At 51.9% G+C, this 18761-nt stretch carries 14 protein-coding genes; 5 read left to right on the forward strand and 9 right to left on the reverse strand.

What is annotated here, in order from left to right; all coding sequences use genetic code 11:
• Positions 1-81: 81 nt before the first annotated feature.
• Positions 82-3972 carry a phosphoribosylformylglycinamidine synthase gene (gene purL, locus L3K52_07530; protein ID UOG93570.1) on the reverse strand — a complete coding sequence of 1297 codons (3891 nt, stop codon included), beginning with the start codon at positions 3970-3972 and terminating at the stop codon, positions 82-84.
• Positions 3973-4131: 159 nt separating this feature from the next.
• On the opposite strand from purL, the gene L3K52_07535 reads away from it, so the two are divergent.
• Positions 4132-6642 carry a DUF637 domain-containing protein gene (locus L3K52_07535; GenBank protein UOG93571.1) on the forward strand — a complete coding sequence of 837 codons (2511 nt, stop codon included), beginning with the start codon at positions 4132-4134 and terminating at the stop codon, positions 6640-6642.
• Positions 6643-6649: 7 nt separating this feature from the next.
• On the forward strand, positions 6650-6916 hold the full coding sequence (locus tag L3K52_07540; GenBank protein UOG93572.1) for a hypothetical protein: 267 nt from the start codon (positions 6650-6652) through the stop codon (positions 6914-6916).
• On the opposite strand, the gene L3K52_07545 is transcribed toward L3K52_07540, so the two are convergent.
• Both L3K52_07545 and L3K52_07550 read right to left on the reverse strand, forming a co-directional pair.
• Positions 6913-7992: a hypothetical protein gene (locus tag L3K52_07545; protein UOG93573.1), complete on the reverse strand. Its 1080-nt coding sequence runs from the start codon at positions 7990-7992 to the stop codon at positions 6913-6915. The two genes, L3K52_07540 and L3K52_07545, sit on opposite strands and share 4 nt — an antisense overlap.
• Positions 7993-8212: 220 nt before the next feature.
• Complete coding sequence (locus L3K52_07550; GenBank protein ID UOG93574.1) at positions 8213-9535, reverse strand: DUF1566 domain-containing protein; 1323 nt, start codon at positions 9533-9535, stop codon at positions 8213-8215.
• A 161-nt stretch (positions 9536-9696) separates the two neighbouring features.
• On the opposite strand from L3K52_07550, the gene L3K52_07555 reads away from it, so the two are divergent.
• Both L3K52_07555 and L3K52_07560 read left to right on the forward strand, forming a co-directional pair.
• Entirely contained in the window at positions 9697-9990 is a 294-nt protein-coding gene (locus L3K52_07555) for a type II toxin-antitoxin system prevent-host-death family antitoxin (GenBank protein ID UOG93575.1), read from the forward strand.
• Between the two features lie 9 nt (positions 9991-9999).
• A complete protein-coding gene (locus L3K52_07560; GenBank protein UOG93576.1) occupies positions 10000-10149 on the forward strand; it encodes a putative toxin-antitoxin system toxin component, PIN family in 150 nt (49 codons plus the stop codon).
• A gap of 47 nt (positions 10150-10196) precedes the next feature.
• Here the strand turns inward: L3K52_07560 and L3K52_07565 are convergent, their stop codons facing one another.
• A complete protein-coding gene (locus L3K52_07565; GenBank protein ID UOG93577.1) occupies positions 10197-12095 on the reverse strand; it encodes an AAA family ATPase in 1899 nt (632 codons plus the stop codon).
• Between the two features lie 32 nt (positions 12096-12127).
• Positions 12128-12823, reverse strand: coding sequence for a hypothetical protein (locus L3K52_07570; protein UOG93578.1), 696 nt, complete (start codon positions 12821-12823; stop codon positions 12128-12130).
• Between the two features lie 125 nt (positions 12824-12948).
• Here L3K52_07570 and L3K52_07575 point away from each other — a divergent pair, with 125 nt between their 5' ends.
• Positions 12949-13869 (forward strand): DMT family transporter, encoded by a 921-nt coding sequence (locus L3K52_07575; GenBank protein UOG93579.1) that lies wholly within the window; start codon positions 12949-12951, stop codon positions 13867-13869.
• Here the strand turns inward: L3K52_07575 and L3K52_07580 are convergent.
• The 4 genes from L3K52_07580 to thiC form a co-directional block, all read right to left on the reverse strand.
• Positions 13832-14221, reverse strand: coding sequence for a hypothetical protein (locus L3K52_07580; GenBank protein ID UOG93580.1), 390 nt, complete (start codon positions 14219-14221; stop codon positions 13832-13834). The genes L3K52_07575 and L3K52_07580 overlap by 38 nt on opposite strands.
• Before the next feature lie 17 nt (positions 14222-14238).
• Positions 14239-15912: a VWA domain-containing protein gene (locus tag L3K52_07585; GenBank protein UOG93581.1), complete on the reverse strand. Its 1674-nt coding sequence runs from the start codon at positions 15910-15912 to the stop codon at positions 14239-14241.
• Entirely contained in the window at positions 15909-16526 is a 618-nt protein-coding gene (locus L3K52_07590; protein UOG93582.1) for a hypothetical protein, read from the reverse strand. The genes L3K52_07585 and L3K52_07590 overlap by 4 nt, the downstream gene beginning before the upstream one ends.
• A 352-nt stretch (positions 16527-16878) precedes the next feature.
• On the reverse strand, positions 16879-18741 hold the full coding sequence (gene thiC / locus L3K52_07595; GenBank protein ID UOG93583.1) for a phosphomethylpyrimidine synthase ThiC: 1863 nt from the start codon (positions 18739-18741) through the stop codon (positions 16879-16881).
• Positions 18742-18761: the final 20 nt, after the last annotated feature.

Here is an 18761-nt window from a genome sequence, read left to right on the forward strand (position 1 = left end):
GTCAATGAAATTATTTTATTTTATTTTCGCAAGACATGGTACATAGATATGCACCATGCCATAAGCACCAGTTTAAGCAGATTACCCCACCCAAACCCGCGCATTGCGGAACATCCGCAACCACGCGCCATCTTCACCCGTATCATCCGGCTTCCACGAATGCTGCACTGCCCGGAACAAACGTTCTGGGTGCGGCATCATGATGGTAAAACGCCCATCCGCCGTGGTCACGCCCGTAATCCCCAACGGTGAACCGTTCGGGTTTTCAGGATAATGCTCAGTAGCATTGCCGCGATTATCCACATAACGCAAGCCAACCAGCCCTTCCGCCAGCATCCCTTCAGCCGTAGCGGTATCGAACACCGCCCGCCCTTCGCCATGCGCAATCGCAATCGGCAGCTTCGACCCAGCCATGCCTTGCAGGAACAGCGACGGCGATTCCAGCACTTCCACCGCTGAATAACGCGCCTCAAACTGTTCAGAACGGTTGCGGTAAAAACGTGGCCAATGCGCCGCACAGGGGATCATGTCGCGCAATTGAGAGAACATCTGGCAGCCATTGCACACGCCCAGCCCGAAGGAATCTTGCCGCGCAAAAAACGCTGCAAATTCATCACTGGCACGCGGATTCATCAGAATCGTTTTCGCCCAGCCGCCGCCTGCGCCCAATACGTCGCCGTAAGAGAAGCCGCCGCACGCCACCAAGCCTTTGAAATCTTTCAACTTCACGCGCCCGCTGATAATGTCGGTCATGTGTACGTCAACAGCCTTGAAACCGGCACGGTCAAACGCCGCCGCCATTTCCACCTGCCCGTTCACGCCCTGTTCGCGCAATACCGCAACTGCCGGACGTACTCCTGTGCGAATGTACGGTGCTGCCACATCCTCATCCAACTCAAAGGTTGGCGCGAACGGCAAACCGGGGTCTTGCACATCATCCAGCCGCTCGAACTCTTGCGCGGCGCAATCGGCATTGTCGCGCAACGCCTGCATCCGGTAGCTGGTTTCTGCCCAGATTTTCTGCAAAGTGGCACGTGGCGCACGGTACACTTCCTTGTTCGCAAAGGTTAGTACCAGTTCGTCGCTGTCGTTCAACTCGCCAATGACGTGGGTGCAATGCGCCAAACCTGCCTCGCGGAACGCTTCCAACACCGCATCGGTATCGCAGTGGCGGATTTGCAGCACCGCGCCGAGTTCTTCGCTGAACAGCGCAGGCAGCAATTGCTCACTCACTTGTCCGATGCAAGCTGTTACACCCACATGCCCCGCAAAGCTCATTTCTACCAACGTTGCCAGCAAACCGCCGTCGGCACGATCGTGGTATGCCAGAATCAAATTTTCGCCGCGCAAATCTTGCACGGTGTCGAAGAAGGCTTTGAGCGCGTCAGGGTTATCCACGTCCGGCGCGTGATGCCCGACTTGTTCGTAAACTTGCGCCAAAGCGGAAGCCGCCAAGCGGTTACGCCCTTTGCCGAGATCCACCAGAATCAGGTCGGTATCGCCTACGTCACTGCACAATGCCGGAGTCAGGGTTTTGCGGATGTCCTGCACGGGCGAAAACGCGGTGACGATCAGGGAAAGCGGCGCAATCATTTCGCGGTTTTCGCCGTCTTGCTGCCACACGGTTTTCATCGACAAGGAATCCTTGCCGACCGGAATTGCCAAGCCCAAACGCGGGCAAAGCTCTTCACCGACCGCTTTCACGGTGTCAAATAATGCCGCATCTTCGCCGTGATAACCCGCCGCCGCCATCCAGTTCGCCGACAGACGGATGTTGCGGATATTGGCAATGTCCGCCGCCGCAATATTGGTGAGGGCTTCGCCAATCGCCATGCGCCCTGACGCTGCCGGATTCACCAGCGCAATCGGGGTGCGTTCGCCCATCGCCATCGCTTCGCCGAAGTTGGTGGTGTAATCGCTGGACGTGACTGCCACATCCGCCACCGGCACTTGCCATGCGCCCACCATCTGGTCGCGTGTCACCATGCCCGTTACCGTGCGGTCGCCGATGGTGATCAGGAAGGACTTGGAAGCAACGGTTGGCAAGCGCAATACACGCTCAATTGCTTCCGACAACTCAATGCCGCTGAGGTCGATTTCTGGCTTGTGGAAGGTTTGGTGATGCACGTCACGCAGCATTTTCGGCGGTTTGCCGAGCAGCACGTTCATCGGCAAATTCACCGGATTGTTGTCAAACAGGGAATCGCCGACCAGCAATTGTTGTTCGACGGTGGCATTACCGACCACAGCGTAGACGGCGCGTTCGCGTTCGCACAGGGCGCGGAAGGTGTCGAGGCGGTCTTCGGCGATGGCGAGGACGTAGCGTTCTTGCGCTTCGTTGCTCCAGATTTCCATCGGAGCCATACCGAGTTCAGCGTTGGGGACGGCGCGGAGTTCAAAGCGTCCGCCGCGTCCGGCATCGTTGACGATTTCGGGGATGGCGTTGGAAATGCCGCCAGCACCCACGTCGTGGATGGAGAGGATCGGATTTTCTGCGCCCAAAGCCACGCAGCGGTCGATGACTTCTTGGCAACGGCGTTGCATTTCGGGGTTGCCGCGCTGCACGGAGGCGAAGTCGAGGTTTTCCGCGCTCGTGCCGCTTGCCATTGAGGAGGCAGCGCCACCGCCCAAACCGATCAACATCGCGGGGCCACCGAGGACGATGATCGGCGTGCCTTCGGGCAACGGGTTTTTGTTAATGTTGTTTTCGCGGATATTGCCCATGCCGCCTGCAATCATGATCGGCTTATGGTAGCCGCGCAGTTCGATGCCTTTTGCGCCGGGGGCTTGCATTTCAAAGGTGCGGAAATAGCCAGTGATATTGGGGCGACCGAATTCGTTGTTGAAGGCGGCAGCACCGATAGGCCCTTCGAGCATAATGTCGAGGGCGGAAACGATGCGATCGGGTTTGCCGAAATCGTGTTCCCACGGTTGGGCGTAGCCGGGGATGCGCAGGTTGGATACCGAGAAACCGCTCAAGCCCGCTTTGGGTTTCGAGCCGTTGCCGGTTGCACCTTCGTCGCGGATTTCGCCGCCCGAACCCGTCGCCGCGCCCGCAAACGGGGAAATCGCGGTGGGGTGGTTGTGGGTTTCCACCTTCATCAGGATGTGGACGGGTTCGTTGGTGTAGTGGTATTCGCCGGTTTTTACGTCGGTCAAAAAGCGCGTTGCCAACGGGCCTTCGATGACGGAGGCGTTGTCATGGTAGGCGGAAAGGATGCCTTCGGGCGCGTGCGCGTGGGTGTTGCGGATCATGGCAAACAGCGATTTGGGCTGTTCTTTGCCGTCGATAATCCAGTCGGCGTTGAAGATTTTGTGGCGGCAATGTTCGGAATTGGCTTGCGCGAACATCATCAATTCCACGTCGGTGGGGTTGCGCTGGAGTTCGGCGTAATTTTCGGCGAGGTAGTCGATTTCATCCGCTGACAGTGCCAAGCCCCAATCGGTGTTGGCTTTGGCAAGCGCGGCTTTGGGGTCATTGCTGATGTCAACGTAGCGCAAGGCGGCGGGTTCGGCTTCGCTGAACAGGACGACGGCATCTTGCAGGTCGGTCAGTACCATTTCGGTCATGCGGTCGTGCAACAGCGCGGCGATGGCGAGGCGTTCGGCTTCCGACAGCGCGGCAGTGGTTTGCACGTCGTAGGCGATGCCGCGTTCGATGCGTTCCACCATCGTCAAGCCGCAGTTGTGGGCGATGTCGCTGGCTTTGCTTGACCACGGCGAAATCGTGCCTTTGCGCGGGGTGACGAGCAGCAATGTACCGCTGAAAGCGTGGCTGCCTTGCACTTCTTCGTAGGTCAGCAACGCTTGCAACTGGGCGTGTTCGTCGGGGTGCAGTTCGCGGCTGTTGCGCACGAAATGGACGTATTCGGCTTGCACAGCGGTGATCGTGGGGACGATGGCTTGCAAGGCGCTCAACAGCTTGTTGCGGCGGAAATCGGAGAGGGCAACGCTACCGGGGAAGATCAGCATGGGGGTAAACCAATGGGCAGTTCATCAAGGAGGGTATGATAGCGGAAAGTGGCGACCGCTTACACCGAAAAGGCTTCCGTTTGTCCCCTGCCTTGTCACGGTGGGTAATGAGCGGGCTACGGTCTCCTAAGCCTTTTGCGTTCAGGGAGTGAACTTGCCGTGATAAATACCATAACCACCCGTACCATGCCTACCAATGTCGGTGGATTCAGGGGATCTACGACGGCGAACCAAGTAGCGGTAACGCTATTCAATGCCGCAATAGCACCAACCCAGTCACGCCAACAGCCTAATCCTGATACGGGGAAGCTCAAAACTGCCGATATGCAGGCATTATTCGACGAATACGCCCAGTTACAACCGCAGCATCACATTCCTATGGTCAAAGCGCGTCTCGACCAAATCAATCAGGCATTGCAGCCCTATCGTGAGGCTTACAATCCTAAGGGAGAAGTCGTTGCGCAAACTGAGAAGAGCACGCTGACTATCCTGAAACCCTTACCGAATGAGCTTTTTGAAACCACTCATGCCGATTTTCAAAAAGCCGTCCGCCAAGATTTCAAGGTGACACAAAGCAAAACCTATAACGTTTCTGGCACTGATTTGCTGGAGGCGATTGAAGAAAATACCCATTCTGGTCATACAGCAGGCGCAGACAATAATAAAAATGGCGCGTTTGATCCGTCCAGAGATCGACATGGTTTGGGCAAGGTCATTGATAAATTTACCGATAAAGTGCTGGATAATCCCATTGTCCGTACTGTTGCACAAATTGCTCAGTTCACACCGCTTGCACCTGTTGCCGCTGTTGTGAACACGGTCATCACCGCCCGTGATGTTGTCAAGGCGGTGGATGAGGGCAATATCAAATCCCTTGCCAGTACAGTTATCAGTGCGGGGCTATCGAGTAAACTCAGTAACAGCCTCAACCTTGCAGGTGATGCGACCAAAATCAGTGTGGCGCAACAACTTCAAAAACACGCACTGGATGGCATGACTCGTGCCACTGTCAGTACTGTGGTTGAAGGCGGGGATTTTGATGATCAGCTTAAATCTAGCCTCAAAGCCTCGGCTGCGAATATCGTCAGCCAAATCGGGGCAAATAAGATTGGGGATTTGTACAGCGAGGGCAAGCTGAATAATGTCACCCACAAACTCGCACATACCGCGTTGGGTTTTGCAGCAGGGACTGTGGCTAATGGCGATGGTATCAGTGGTGCAGTGGGTGGCTTGGCAGGCAGTGTGGCGGGGGAATACTTTCAGTCGGAAAATGCGGCGGTGTTGGCATCGGCGGCATCCGCTGCACTGCTAGGTAAAGATCCGTTGCTTGCCGCAAACGTCGCGGGTACGGCGGATCGCTTTAATCGGCAGTTGCACCAAACGGAAATTGACCTGATCAATGAAAAAGCAGAGGCATTTGCTACTCAAAAAGGCATATCAAAGACTGAAGCTACTAAAATTCTTTTGCTACAAGCCTTGCACCAAGTTGATAGTTCTGCAAATCAACGTATTCCTGACAATGCCGGAGCAAGGGTATTTCTCAACACAATATCCGGTGGCAATGCCGCGTTCAACGATACGTTTGGTCGGAAAAGTAATCTGTTTTTGGAGCAAGACCAGAACACCTTTAAAAACCATGCTAGAAATGGTGAGTTTGTCTTACCCAATAAAGATATTTTCTCGACAGCGGGTCTTTCGACCACCCAAATCATGGGGCTTGTCACTAATTCGCAACAGGGTAATCTCGCTGCCAAAATATTTGACTTTGGCACGAAGGATTTAGCTGGTGAGCCAAAAGAGGTGCAGAAACAGGTTTTAGATCAGTTACGTATCGAAACTTACGACCAAGTGTTGAAACTGCAAACACTCTATGGTGAACGTGATGCACACCCCAATGATGAGAAACTGGCTCGTGATTTTCACTCAACACTTGGCGAACTTTACGCACTCCGACAAGCCACCCTACAAGGTGTCGAAGTAGCCAAGGATTCAAGAATTATTGCAGGCATCCAAGCCGAACAGGTCGAGGCGGGGCTTGAAGCCTTGCAAGCATTTGACGTTATTATGGCAGGTGGTGGGATTCAAGTCGGTGCTGCTATTGACAATATTGCCGCCACATTGAGAAAAGATGAGGTCGTACAGATGTGGGCTTTCCGAGGTGGTCGTGGTGAAACAAAAGCGAAAGTACTCGATAATCCTGATCCCAACGTAAGAGCAGAGGCATACACAGGACATGTTGGCGTATCATTAGATGGTGGAAAATCAATCTATGGGTTTGGGCCCAAGGTATCAGGCTCTGAAACAAAAAGAGACGTGATTGATGGGTTATCCAAAAAGAAAAGTACTTATCCTGGCGTGATCCATGATGATACTGTTTTATTCAGCGATATAATGAAGGGAAAATATGACCCTGCTGACCATGCCCCAATTGATCTATACACGTTAGACATACCGACTACCGCTGCTGTAAGAAAAAAGATAGGCAATGCTATTCAGCAGGGAGATACTCCCGATATACGATACGGTTTCCCGAAAACCGGAAGAGATGGCGTTGAGAATTGCGCGACATTCTTTGGAACTTGCGGACTGGATTTACCATTAAAAAATGGAAATTTGCGGGATTATATACCAGCCATGATAGACAAAGGCGCAATCAAAATAACCAAATGAGGTGGTGATGGCGATGTTAAATGAGGAAGTTGCATCAAAAATTGCAAATGCACTAGGCATATTAGCAGAGAGATGGAGAGAAATAGATGAATCAGATGAAAGCAAAGAAATAGAACGTCAATATAATATTTTAATTAATGCTTTGTTAGATTGTGGCTTTGACCCCTATCGAGATTACCTTGACTTAATGGAAATGCTGCCTGCTCGACTAATGCCAAAACGCTATTTGACCGCAGCAAAAGAACCTATTCCGCCTGACCATAAAGGTTATTAAATGCGGTCGGGTTTGCCAAAATCGTGTTCCCACGGTTGAGCGTAGCCGGGGATGCGCAGGTTGGATACGGAGAAACCGCTCAAGCCAGCTTTGGGTTTCGAGCCATTGCCGGTTGCGCCTTCGTCGCGGATTTCGCCGCCCGAACCCGTCGCCGCGCCCGCAAACGGGGAAATCGCGGTGGGGTGGTTGTGGGTTTCCACCTTCATCAGGATGTGGACGGGTTCGTTGGTGTAGTGGTATTCGCCGGTTTTTACGTCGGTCAAAAAGCGCGTTGCCAACGGGCCTTCGATGACGGAGGCGTTGTCATGGTAGGCGGAAAGGATGCCTTCGGGCGCGTGCGCGTGGGTGTTGCGGATCATGGCAAACAGCGATTTGGGCTGTTCTTTGCCGTCGATAATCCAGTCGGCGTTGAAGATTTTGTGGCGGCAATGTTCGGAATTGGCTTGCGCGAACATCATCAATTCCACGTCGGTGGGGTTGCGCTGGAGTTCGGCGTAATTTTCGGCGAGGTAGTCGATTTCATCCGCTGACAGTGCCAAGCCCCAATCGGTGTTGGCTTTGGCAAGCGCGGCTTTGGGGTCATTGCTGATGTCAACGTAGCGCAAGGCGGCGGGTTCGGCTTCGCTGAACAGGACGACGGCATCTTGCAGGTCGGTCAGTACCATTTCGGTCATGCGGTCGTGCAACAGCGCGGCGATGGCGAGGCGTTCGGCTTCCGACAGCGCGGCAGTGGTTTGCACGTCGTAGGCGATGCCGCGTTCGATGCGTTCCACCATCGTCAAGCCGCAGTTGTGGGCGATGTCGCTGGCTTTGCTTGACCACGGCGAAATCGTGCCTTTGCGCGGGGTGACGAGCAGCAATGTACCGCTGAAAGCGTGGCTGCCTTGCACTTCTTCGTAGGTCAGCAACGCTTGCAACTGGGCGTGTTCGTCGGGGTGCAGTTCGCGGCTGTTGCGCACGAAATGGACGTATTCGGCTTGCACAGCGGTGATCGTGGGGACGATGGCTTGCAAGGCGCTCAACAGCTTGTTGCGGCGGAAATCGGAGAGGGCAACGCTACCGGGGAAGATCAGCATGGGGGTAAACCAATGGGCAGTTCATCAAGGAGGGTATGATAGCGGAAAGTGGCGACGGGGTGTAGGCGCTTGCCATGCAAGCGATGATTACTGCACATCACGCACTAAGCGTACAAAATATTTCGAGTCTTTATCTATGGGGAAATCATCTGCTGGATACATAAAAATACTTCTGATGCTGGTAGCGATAGTAGGATGAACCAACGGCGTTGAACTGATATTAAAAGAAGACATATTCAAACTGGGCGTAGAAAAAACTTCTGGGTTCAATGCCCACCAAGAGCCATGATACGCTCGACAATATTCGACAATATTCGACAATATTCGACAATATTCGACAATATTCGACAATACTTTGTATTTCCTTGAAATTGGGCAATCGCCAATCGGTATAACCGGCGTAACCGCCTTGGCGATTCAGTGTTTGAACATGATCCAAGGCGTCTTTCCAGCTCATAAGCTCATATTCCGTATCGCGTTTCCACATTAAGCCGGTTGTTGTGTGTGTAACTGTTCTGTCGTTATGAATGGTGAAATCACGAGTGGGTGTACTTTCTGGCAATGAAGGGTTGTTACAAAACGCCGAAAGGGGAGTGGTCTGAGTATTGGCAGTTTGCAGACCCGAACGCACTAAACGTATTGGGTGGTAAGCGGAAGTGGGTGATGGTTGGTCATCATAAACACCCGCTTTTAGCGCGCCGTCACTCCCCCAAGGGATTACCCATCTACCAAAGGAAACGGCTAATACACGCGCATCGCCTAAGTTGTAAACATGTGTCAAAACTGTATTTGACCAATAAGCCGTAGCTTGTGTTTGCGGAAAATAGCGCTGATCTATGGCAATAACGGTAAGGGACAAGTCAGCCAGTGAAGTCAGTTCTTTTACACTGGGCATTCGCCAGTCACTCGCACCGCATAATCCCGCTTTGTTTACACGTTTGACATAAGCCTCTGTATTACAGTAAGAAACAGTATCTGCCGCAGAATAACCAGAGCAGTTAGCTTCTCCGCCGTCTGCGCTGCCTTCATGTCCACCCTTCACTGAGGCATTGCTGTTATACCAAGTATAGCGGTCATCAGGATCATGCAGCCCTGCATCGCCTATTATCTGGTTAGTTTGACCCTGCTTGATTTCCCAGATCAAACCAGTGACATTATCTTTAACACAACGCCACTGGGGAGCATCCGCTGGTAATGCCTCACCGCTTGCGCCAATTTTGGTGAAACTAAAACCAGCGTGACCGTCGCTATCATCATTATGCGTAAAATCACGCCCATACACCGCATCCTGACCTAATGGCACAGGATCACCATCAACATCCGTTAATAGGGAGCAATGCACATCGTTGTTATGTTTGCCACTGCGAGTGTCACCGAAAGCGTAATCAGCGCACGACGTTATACCCGTATCATTAAGTCTGCCGGTAGGAGTAGGGTTGATAATGGAGTTCTGTGTTTGAGTCGTAACACAGCAATCTTTGTCAACACATGCAGAGAGTGGAAAAGCCAGCAATAACAACCAGAATCTAACCTGATTATTCATAATAATTTAGCCCGTAAGAAATAAGAATCATCTTAATGGGAAGGGTAGCTTATGAAATAAAAATGTCAACTATATTTTGTGCACATCCTCTGGCAAATTTGCTTGAAAGCTCTATTGTAGCTACAATAGCTACTATCAATACAACTCAGTGAGAAATAATCATGCAATCCATCGGCGCACGTCAGGCCAGTAACCAACTCGGTACGGTGCTTGATAAAGTTTGGCAGGGTGAACCGTTCAAAATTACCCGCAACAAACGCGACACTGCCGTTATCCTGTCCATGCGGGATTTTGAAATGCTGGGTGGGGAAGCATTCCTGCTCCGTAGGCGGGCAGAAGCCATGCAGCAGGAACGCCAGCAGTTGTTGGCTTCATTGGAAGCTTTGCGGACTGAAGCGGAACAAAGCGGTCTTACCGAATCCGTGCTGGAAGCGATCCTGAATGACAAGCCTTGAACGCTGTGTTTGCGACACCAAAAAGACAACCCGTTTCTGGATGTGGCGTTAGCGGGCAAAGCGGACTGTCTAATAACGGGCGATGCTGACTTGCTGGTGTTGAAACAGATTGGCGGCATACAAATTATGACCGTAGCACAAGCGGTATCAATAATTTGAATAAATTAACTGACGTATGTTTGCAGTTTTTCCGAAAACGCACGCCCTCAATGCCGCCCGCGCCACACCAACGGTTCACGCAACCGCGCCGCATAATCCGCAATGTGCAAATGACCTTCCGGCTTAATCTCAGCAGCAACATCATACTGTTGCGCAATCGCCGCCACTTGATCTGTTTCCAGCTTACCCGCTTCGGTTAGTGCTTTGGACAGAGCGTGTAAGCAATGCACGTATTGCCCCAGTAACTCCTTGGTTTCGCTGACCAGACGCATCATCATTTTTTCCACATCCATATCCGTCACCACGGTATTCATGCGGTGCGGATAATCTTCAATGGTGTACGTGGCTTGAAATTCATCGTCGAAACCGTAACGGCGCACATAATCCATCGCCAATTCGGTGGCGCGTTCGCGGTCATTTTCACGCCCGGTCGAGGCTTCCAAATGCCCAAACAGCAATTCTTCCGCAATACCGCCTGCCAGATACACTTTGATCATATCCAGCAAGGTGCGGCGGGTGCGGTGCAATTGATGCGGGAAGGTGAAACCGCTTGCGTAGCTGCTGGCAACTTTGCTTTGCAATTGCAGCGGCACCAAACCGAACAGCACCATGTAGGCCACCGCATGACCGGATTCATGCACGCTGATATTCGCCACTGAAGCTTGGGTATTGTCCTGCCGGATTTTGTCGATGCGCCCCACATACGGGTGTTCCACCGTGGTGACTTCGCCCAAACGCGCCACAATCGCTTGGCGTTCTTCGGAATAGCGCAGGTGAATGGTGTCAATACCGTCGCTGAGGGCTTGCAGTAATAAGCGCGACAAATTGACTTCCAGAATATCGGTCACGCTGGAAAATAACGGACGCACCCCTTGCACCGGGAACACGCCATTGCGGTAAATCAACTGGTTCATGCTCACATCCGTCACCAAACGGATGCCGGTGCGCTCGAACGTGTCGGTTTGTACCCGCTGGATTTCCCGCGCAATCAGCGTGTGAAAATCTTGTTTGCGCAAACTGGGGTAAACGAGGTGGATATTGCCAAACCGTGCCACTTGTTCCGGGCGAAATTTGCGCAGCAGCGCGTCTTTGATATTCATCAGCGTTACTTTGGTGGTGAAAGCGTGAAAAATATCCGCATCCACATCCGCTTCCGCCGCTTGATGCGACATGTGGAACGCATCATCCAAATTGCCCGAAATCAGAATCAGCGTCTGGGTGTGATTAATCGGTTCGTAAATTACTTTTTTGCGCTTGGCGGTGAGAATCATGCTGACCATTTCCTCTTCGGTAATGTCAAGCATATCCACCACTTCCATGTCCAGATTCAGCGCTTTTTTCAGATTGACCGCATCCCACGTGCTGATGTAACCGGGGCTGTCGTCTTCGTCCTCTTTTTCGCCTTTGCTGCGGCGGCGTTGGGCATTGCGTTCGCGCTGATAATATTCGTGCAGAAAACTGTCGAGGTCATCTTTTTGCTTTTTGGACAAATGCCCGTCGGATAACAGTTCCCAAAAATCCATGAATTTGGTTTGCGGTAACTGTTCGCCTTTGGAGTCAATGGTGTTAAAGCGCTGAATTTCATCAAATAACACAATGCACGGTTTGCCGTTATGAAACCCGTAATCGTCTAACACGCTGGAAACGGACGAACTCCACGAGGTTTGCCCAATATTGGAGAGTTCCACTTCCGCAAAGCGATCTTGAAAATGCAGGTGTTTGACCAGTTGGCGCACTAAGTCGGTTTTGCCGACCCCTGTCATTCCCCACAGGTTCACAATGACGGGACGCTTGAGCAATTCCGGCATTAGATACCAGACTTGGATGCAGTCCATCAGCTCGTCGATGATCGGGTCGATCCCCACGAAATGCTGTTTCAGGGCGTGTTTGGTGGATTCTAACTCGGCTTTGCGAGCGTGAATCAAGGCTTTATCAAGTTGTAACATGGCGAGATCTTACTACTTGGTAACAAGCTATGCTACTTCTGCGTTGTGTTCTTCATCGGGTGGATGGTGATGTGTTTCGCCACTTTTTGAGCATGAGACTCCAGTAAACAATCGGCAAAGGTAATTTGGAATGTTGATACCAGTAACATTTGCTTCCGTTCGCCAGAAATTTGCGCCAAGTGCATCGCCAAGATAATTGAAACACTGTTGGACGCTCGTACTGCTTGGTGAATCAAAACAGGCGGATAGCCTTTGCTGTGACGATTCAAAACGTGAATGCCCCCGTGTACATAAGAGCTTAATGGTTTCCATGAATGCTCTTTAAATTGCAATAGCAAGTTCATTATGTCGGTGGGTGCTTTGCCCTCTAATTCTTGTAGCATTTGGGTCATCATCGACAATCTATCAGCTTTCTTGGCTTTTTCATGGGTGAATTCTCCCATGAGTTGCGCAGTCACTTTGTCACTGGCGGCGTATTGCAACCATACCGCACGTACCAGTGCTTCGTACTGAAGCCGTAACAGGCTAATGGCTGACGTGAAATTATCATTTGCAATCAGTATTTTGACGCTTTCGGCGTGTTCAAAGCCTACCGCGCACATAATGCGGCTGGATGCTATGCGGTCAGATACGCCCTCAAAACTGTTAGGCACAAAACGTGTCAACGCAGTATCCAGTAATGTGGAGCGCTGTAATAACTGGTTGAGTTCGTCACTCGTTGGGGTCATAACACTCGCTTGTTATCAGTGGATGAAAGAAATATTGATTTAACAACAAGAATGATTATAACGCTAAAACCTCTCAGACTTTCCAGTAAACTGGACAGACTGTCGATTACAGAAAGGTTTTATGCATGTCACCGCGCTGGCAACACAATATTGCATTGCTTACGTTATTTTATTCCGCCACCTTGTGGGGCTTGTTTTGGTATCCATTCCGCTTGTTGGATGACTTGGGAGTGGGCGGATTACTCGCCACCTGTATTGCGTATGCGTTGCCCACCTTGGTCATCGGCTGGTATTACGCCAAAGGGCTATGGCAAGTGCGTAGCCAGTGGTTTTGGCTGTTGATCTTGGCGATCACTTCTGGTTGGAGCAACGTCGGTTACGTATTGGGCGCATTAGACGGCGAAATCATGCGCGTCTTGCTGCTGTTTTACTTGTCACCGCTATGGACAGTAGTATTCGCCCGCGTTTTTCTGCATGAACGTTTGAACCGCGTGGGGTGGTCAGTCATTGTGCTGTCGTTGTGCGGGGCAGTCATTATGTTGTGGCAACCCGATGGGCGTTTGCCGCTGCCGAGTAATCAGGCAGAATGGTTGGGCTTATCCGCTGGAGTCACCTTTGCATTGAGCATTGTCGCGGGGCGTTATCTGGGCGTAGACGTCAGCGAAGGCGTGAAAACCTTAAGCGTATGGCTGGGGGTGAGCGTCTTGACGGGATTGGGTTTGCTGCTCATGCCGCATAGCGGTGGCTGGCAAGTATTTTCAACATCAGCGATGGTTTTGTTAGTGGGTTTGGCGGTGTTGGTGGGGAGTGTCACCTACGCAGTGCAATACGGCATTGCGCGAGTGCCAGCCAGCCAATCCAATGTCATTTTCCTGTTTGAACTGGTGGTGGCGGCTATTGCTGCCTATTGGTTAACCCAAGAGCGCATGGATTGGAACGAATGGGGCGGGGCGGTCATGATTCTTGCCTCCAGCCTGTTTTCGGGGCAGATGCAAGCTACCACGCCGCTCAAGGAAACGTCACCACGGTCCACCCCTCTGGCTTGATGCTGCCATCGGATAGCAGGATTTTCTCCACAGCAGGCGTTGAGGCATAACGCTGCAAATTTTCTTCGCTCATCCGCCCAAATGCAGTGCGGAAAATGGCCTCTCTGGATTTCAGGGAGGCAAGCTCCCCCAGCAAGGCTTTATCCGTTCCCACCACAATCTTTTTGTAACGAGTATTCGCTTCTCGCGCTGCAATCCAGCGTTCCATCGCCGCGAATTGCGATTTCAAGGCATACGAGGTATCGACCACGATCAGCACATCTGGCTGGTGTTGGCTCAGGTAAACGTGCGTACCCGCCCAAGCTGCGGCGTGTAGCACTAAAAACAAACCAAAGATTTTTAAGCCTTTCACGCGCTGCCTCCTCTGGCTTATATTTCCGAATTCAGCAAATTACCGATGCGGAAGGAGGCGGAACCCGCACTCGATTCGGTATACGCGCCTTCTGCCAGACTCGCCATTTCCTTGAGTTCGGGCGAACTCAGTTCGTAAGCAATGGTGTGAATCGGGATGCCGACCAGTTCCAGCAAGGTTTTGGTTTGCTCGAAATCCACGCCCATATTGGTTTCACCGTCGGATAAGACGAAGATCACGGTTTTGTAATCCGGGTGGGTCTTTTTGAATTCACTCAGCAAATTCGCCGCCACTAAAGTGGCACTGTAAGTTGCGGTTTTGCCGCCCACCGAAAGCTGTTCCACCGCGCCGTTAAACAAGGATTTTTGTTGCACGTTGAACGGGTTAATCGGCAAATCCACGTTCACGGTATCGTTGTACGACACCAAACCAATCGCATTATTGGCACTGATCAGGTCGGAGGATTCGATCAGGGCTTTTTTCAGATTTTTAATGCGCTCGCCTTCCATTGAGCCGGAAATATCGGTAACAAACACTGCCGCAACGGGTTTGCCGCCGGACTTTTTCTGTTTCCAAAGTTTTTGCGCTTGGGCGATTGTGTTGCCATCGGGAATTTTGTAGGCATCGCGGAAATCGGGGCTGGTTTCAAAGCCGTACTTGGTTAGCACTGCTTTTTGGGTAGCAATGTAGTTAGCAAACAGCCTCAAGGTTTCCAACTCCGCCGGGTCAGCTTCGCTGGTGGCGTACAGCGGGTTGTCGTGGCGCACCCCGAACGGCACGAATTGGTAATCATCCATGCCGGTGGCACTTAACCAGGTTTGTTCGCTGCCGACAAAGCCATCCAATACGCCGCTACCCATGGCGGCGTCACGCATTTGCAGGGTGTTTTGCGCCACAAACGGTACACCAAGCTGGAAGGCTTCAAACGCGCTGGCAACATCCGGCGATAACATTTGGCTGTGATCGCCTTTGGCAAACGCATCCAGCACCGTGATTAAGAAGTTTAACCCGGTGGCGGATTGGTAAGGGTTGGTGTAACCCATTGCAAATTCGCCGCTGCTGACGTTGGTGAGCAATTTGGCAACGTCAAGCTTGCCATCGGTGGTAATCAGGTCGAGTTTGGTTTTCCGTGCAATCACCCCGCCAACGCTGGACGCAGTTACGTCGGCAATCGTGGTGAGTTTATTGCTGCTGCTATTCACCAAACTGCCCCACAAGGCATTCGCGGGGGAATAGGCTTCGGCAATGTATTGCCCGGTCATAATGAATTGCGCCCCTAACCCGGAATCGAGCTTGCGGATGGTAATCGCGGCTTTTTTGCCGTTGCTCAAGGTTTGGCGTTGTTGGTTGAAATTTTCCGCTAACTCTAGGTACACGCCATCCAAGCCTTTGCCTGCTTTGTCGGCAGAGGTGAAAATTTCTGCGACTTCGATGTCGTTGCTGTCGGTTACGTCCAGCAACAGCGGGTATTCGGCTAAATCCGGCAACATTGCCAGCAAATTGGTGCGGGTCAATTGGATATTAGCGCGGTACTGGTTTTCGCGCTGGGTGGGCTGAATCTCGGTTTGTACCAGTTCGGCGACTTTGGCTTCGGCTTTTTCTTTGGTGTCGAGGGTTTCGCCGCAACCGCTTAATGCGGTGGCGATTAAGCAAGCGAGGGCGGTGAAAGTGAGTGTGTTGCGCATATTCATGACTGAGTTCCTGTGTGGCTGGCGGTTTGCGCCAAACTGACTAAACGCGCCAAGGTGTCGAGCTGCGCAAATTCGCTGACTGAGCGAATATTGGCGACTTCCACGGCGGTTTCGTTTAAGGCAGTGAAGAATTTATCGTTTTCGGCGAGTAACGTGGTGATGCGTTGTTGTTGTTCCTGATGCAAATCCGATTGCGCGGCTTGGCGGTTTAATCCGGCAAGGCTATGCCCGACCGCCACCATGTCGGTGAGGTTTTGCACGACGTGTTCTTGCACACTACGCGCCGCATTCAAGTAGGTAATCGGCGCGAATTGTTTGCCGATAAAACGGGTTTCCACCACCGCACGGTAATCGTCGAGAATGTCGGTGAGGGTATTGGCTTGTTTCACACCGGCAGTAATGTTTAATTCGGTTAAAGATGCACGGGCATTGTCCAAGCGTTGTATTAGGGTGGCGTGTTCGCGCAGGTTGCGTTCGTTTAGCCACAAAGCTTCGTCCTGCATTTTGTAACCGAGCAGGCGGTACAGCAACGGCACGCTGAGCGCGATTAAAACCGCCGCTACGGTATAAATACCCAGCAGCCACCACGGGGCTTGAAACCACCAAGCAAACAAGCCAACTAACGCCGCCGAGAGTGCCAGCGCAAACAGGGTGTATGCCTTGATGGTGTTATAAGGATTTGGGGCAGAAATAGACGTTCTCCTCGCACAATTTCATTTAAAGGCTATTGTAGAAGCATATCGCCTCGTTGTGTTAGCCATACGATAAACTGCTGTGCAAGGGGTTAAGTGTTAAGTCATTCAGTTATCATTAAGTTTGATTCGTGTGCATAAAAATAAATCATGACCAATTTATTATTACAAGCGCTAGAATTCAAGTCACTGAATCTCCTTATCTAGTGACTTGGTTGAGAAGCTTTCAGCATTTTACGCCCATCGATTCCCCTGTTTCGATGGGCGTTTTTCGTTAGGCTTCGTGGTAAAGTTTGCTACCCAATTTCACGAATTCCACCGCTTTTTCCTGCATACCCTTTTGCTGTGCGGCGTAATCACGCACGTCTTGGGTAATTTTCATCGAACAGAAATGCGGGCCACACATCGAGCAGAAATGTGCCACTTTCGCGGAATCTTTCGGCAAGGTTTCATCATGGTATTCACGCGCCCGCTCCGGGTCTAGCCCCAAATTGAACTGGTCTTCCCAACGGAACTCGAACCGCGCTTTCGACATGGCATTGTCGCGGATCTGTGCGCCCGGCCAGCCTTTCGCCAAATCTGCCGCGTGTGCCGCAATTTTGTAGGTAATAATGCCGACGCGCACATCTTCTTTGTTCGGCAAGCCCAAATGCTCTTTCGGGGTGACGTAGCACAACATCGCGCAACCGTACCAGCCAATATTGGCCGCACCAATGCTGGAAGTAATGTGGTCGTAACCGGGTGCAATGTCCGTGACCAAAGGCCCCAAGGTGTAGAAGGGCGCTTCAAAGCAATCCTGCAATTCCTTGTCCATGTTTTCTTTGACCATGTGCAAGGGGACGTGTCCGGGGCCTTCGATCATTACTTGTACGTCGTGTTGCCATGCAATTTTGGTCAATTCACCCAAGGTTTCCAGTTCAGCAAATTGCGCCTCATCGTTGGCATCCGCAGCAGAACCGGGGCGCAAACCGTCACCCAACGAGAAGCTCACGTCGTAAGCCTTCATGATGTCGCAGATGTCTTCAAAATGCGTGTACAGGAAGTTTTCTTGATGATGTGCCAAGCACCATTTCGCCATGATCGAGCCGCCGCGTGACACGATGCCCGTCAAGCGTTCGGCGGTCATTGGCACGTAGGCTAAGCGCACGCCTGCGTGGATGGTGAAGTAATCCACACCTTGTTCCGCCTGTTCGATCAGGGTGTCGCGGAAGATTTCCCACGTTAGGTCTTCGGCTTTGCCATTCACTTTTTCCAGTGCTTGATAGATCGGCACTGTGCCGATGGGCATCGGCGCATTGCGCAAAATCCATTCGCGGGTTTCGTGGATGTTTTTGCCGGTGGATAAATCCATCAGGGTGTCGCCACCCCAACGCGCTGACCACGCCATTTTTTCGACTTCTTCTTCGATGGAGGAGGAAACCGCTGAATTGCCAATATTGGTATTGATCTTAACGCGGAAATTGCGCCCGATAATCATCGGTTCCAGTTCGGGGTGGTTGATATTGGCGGGGATAATCGCCCGACCTTCCGCCACTTCTTTGCGCACGAATTCGGGGGTGACTTCCGCAGGCAAGTTTGCGCCCCATGCTTGTCCACCGTGTTGGCGTAACAGTTTGCTGTAACGCGGGTCATTGCGCAATTCTTGCAAGCGCAGGTTTTCACGGATGGCGACGTATTCCATTTCCGGCGTGATCATGCCTTGGCGGGCGTAGTGCATTTGCGAGACGTTTTTGCCTGCTTTGGCGCGACGTGGAGCGCGAATGTGTGCAAAACGCAAGTGCGCCAGCTTCGGGTCGTTTTGGCGGGCTAAACCGTATTCGGAGGTGGGGCCGTCGAGTTGCTCGGTGTCATTGCGCTCTAAAATCCAGTTCAGGCGCACATCGGGAATGCCTTCCATCAGGTTGATGCTGACAGCGGGGTCGGTAAAAGGACCGGAGGTGTCGTATACCGGAATGGGCGGATTTTCCTCTACGCCAAAGCTGGCGGATGTTGGGTCTTGGTCGATTTCACGCATTCCCACGCGGATGTCAGCGCGTGAACCTTGCACATAAACCTTACGTGAGTTGGGGAAAGGTTGGGTCACTTCGCTGGATAATTCAGCGGTTTTTTGTAGAAAGGCGGCAGGTATTGCACTCATATTATTTGCTCCATTGTGGC

Source organism: Candidatus Thiothrix sulfatifontis (assembly GCA_022828425.1).
Lineage (GTDB): Bacteria > Pseudomonadota > Gammaproteobacteria > Thiotrichales > Thiotrichaceae > Thiothrix > Thiothrix sulfatifontis.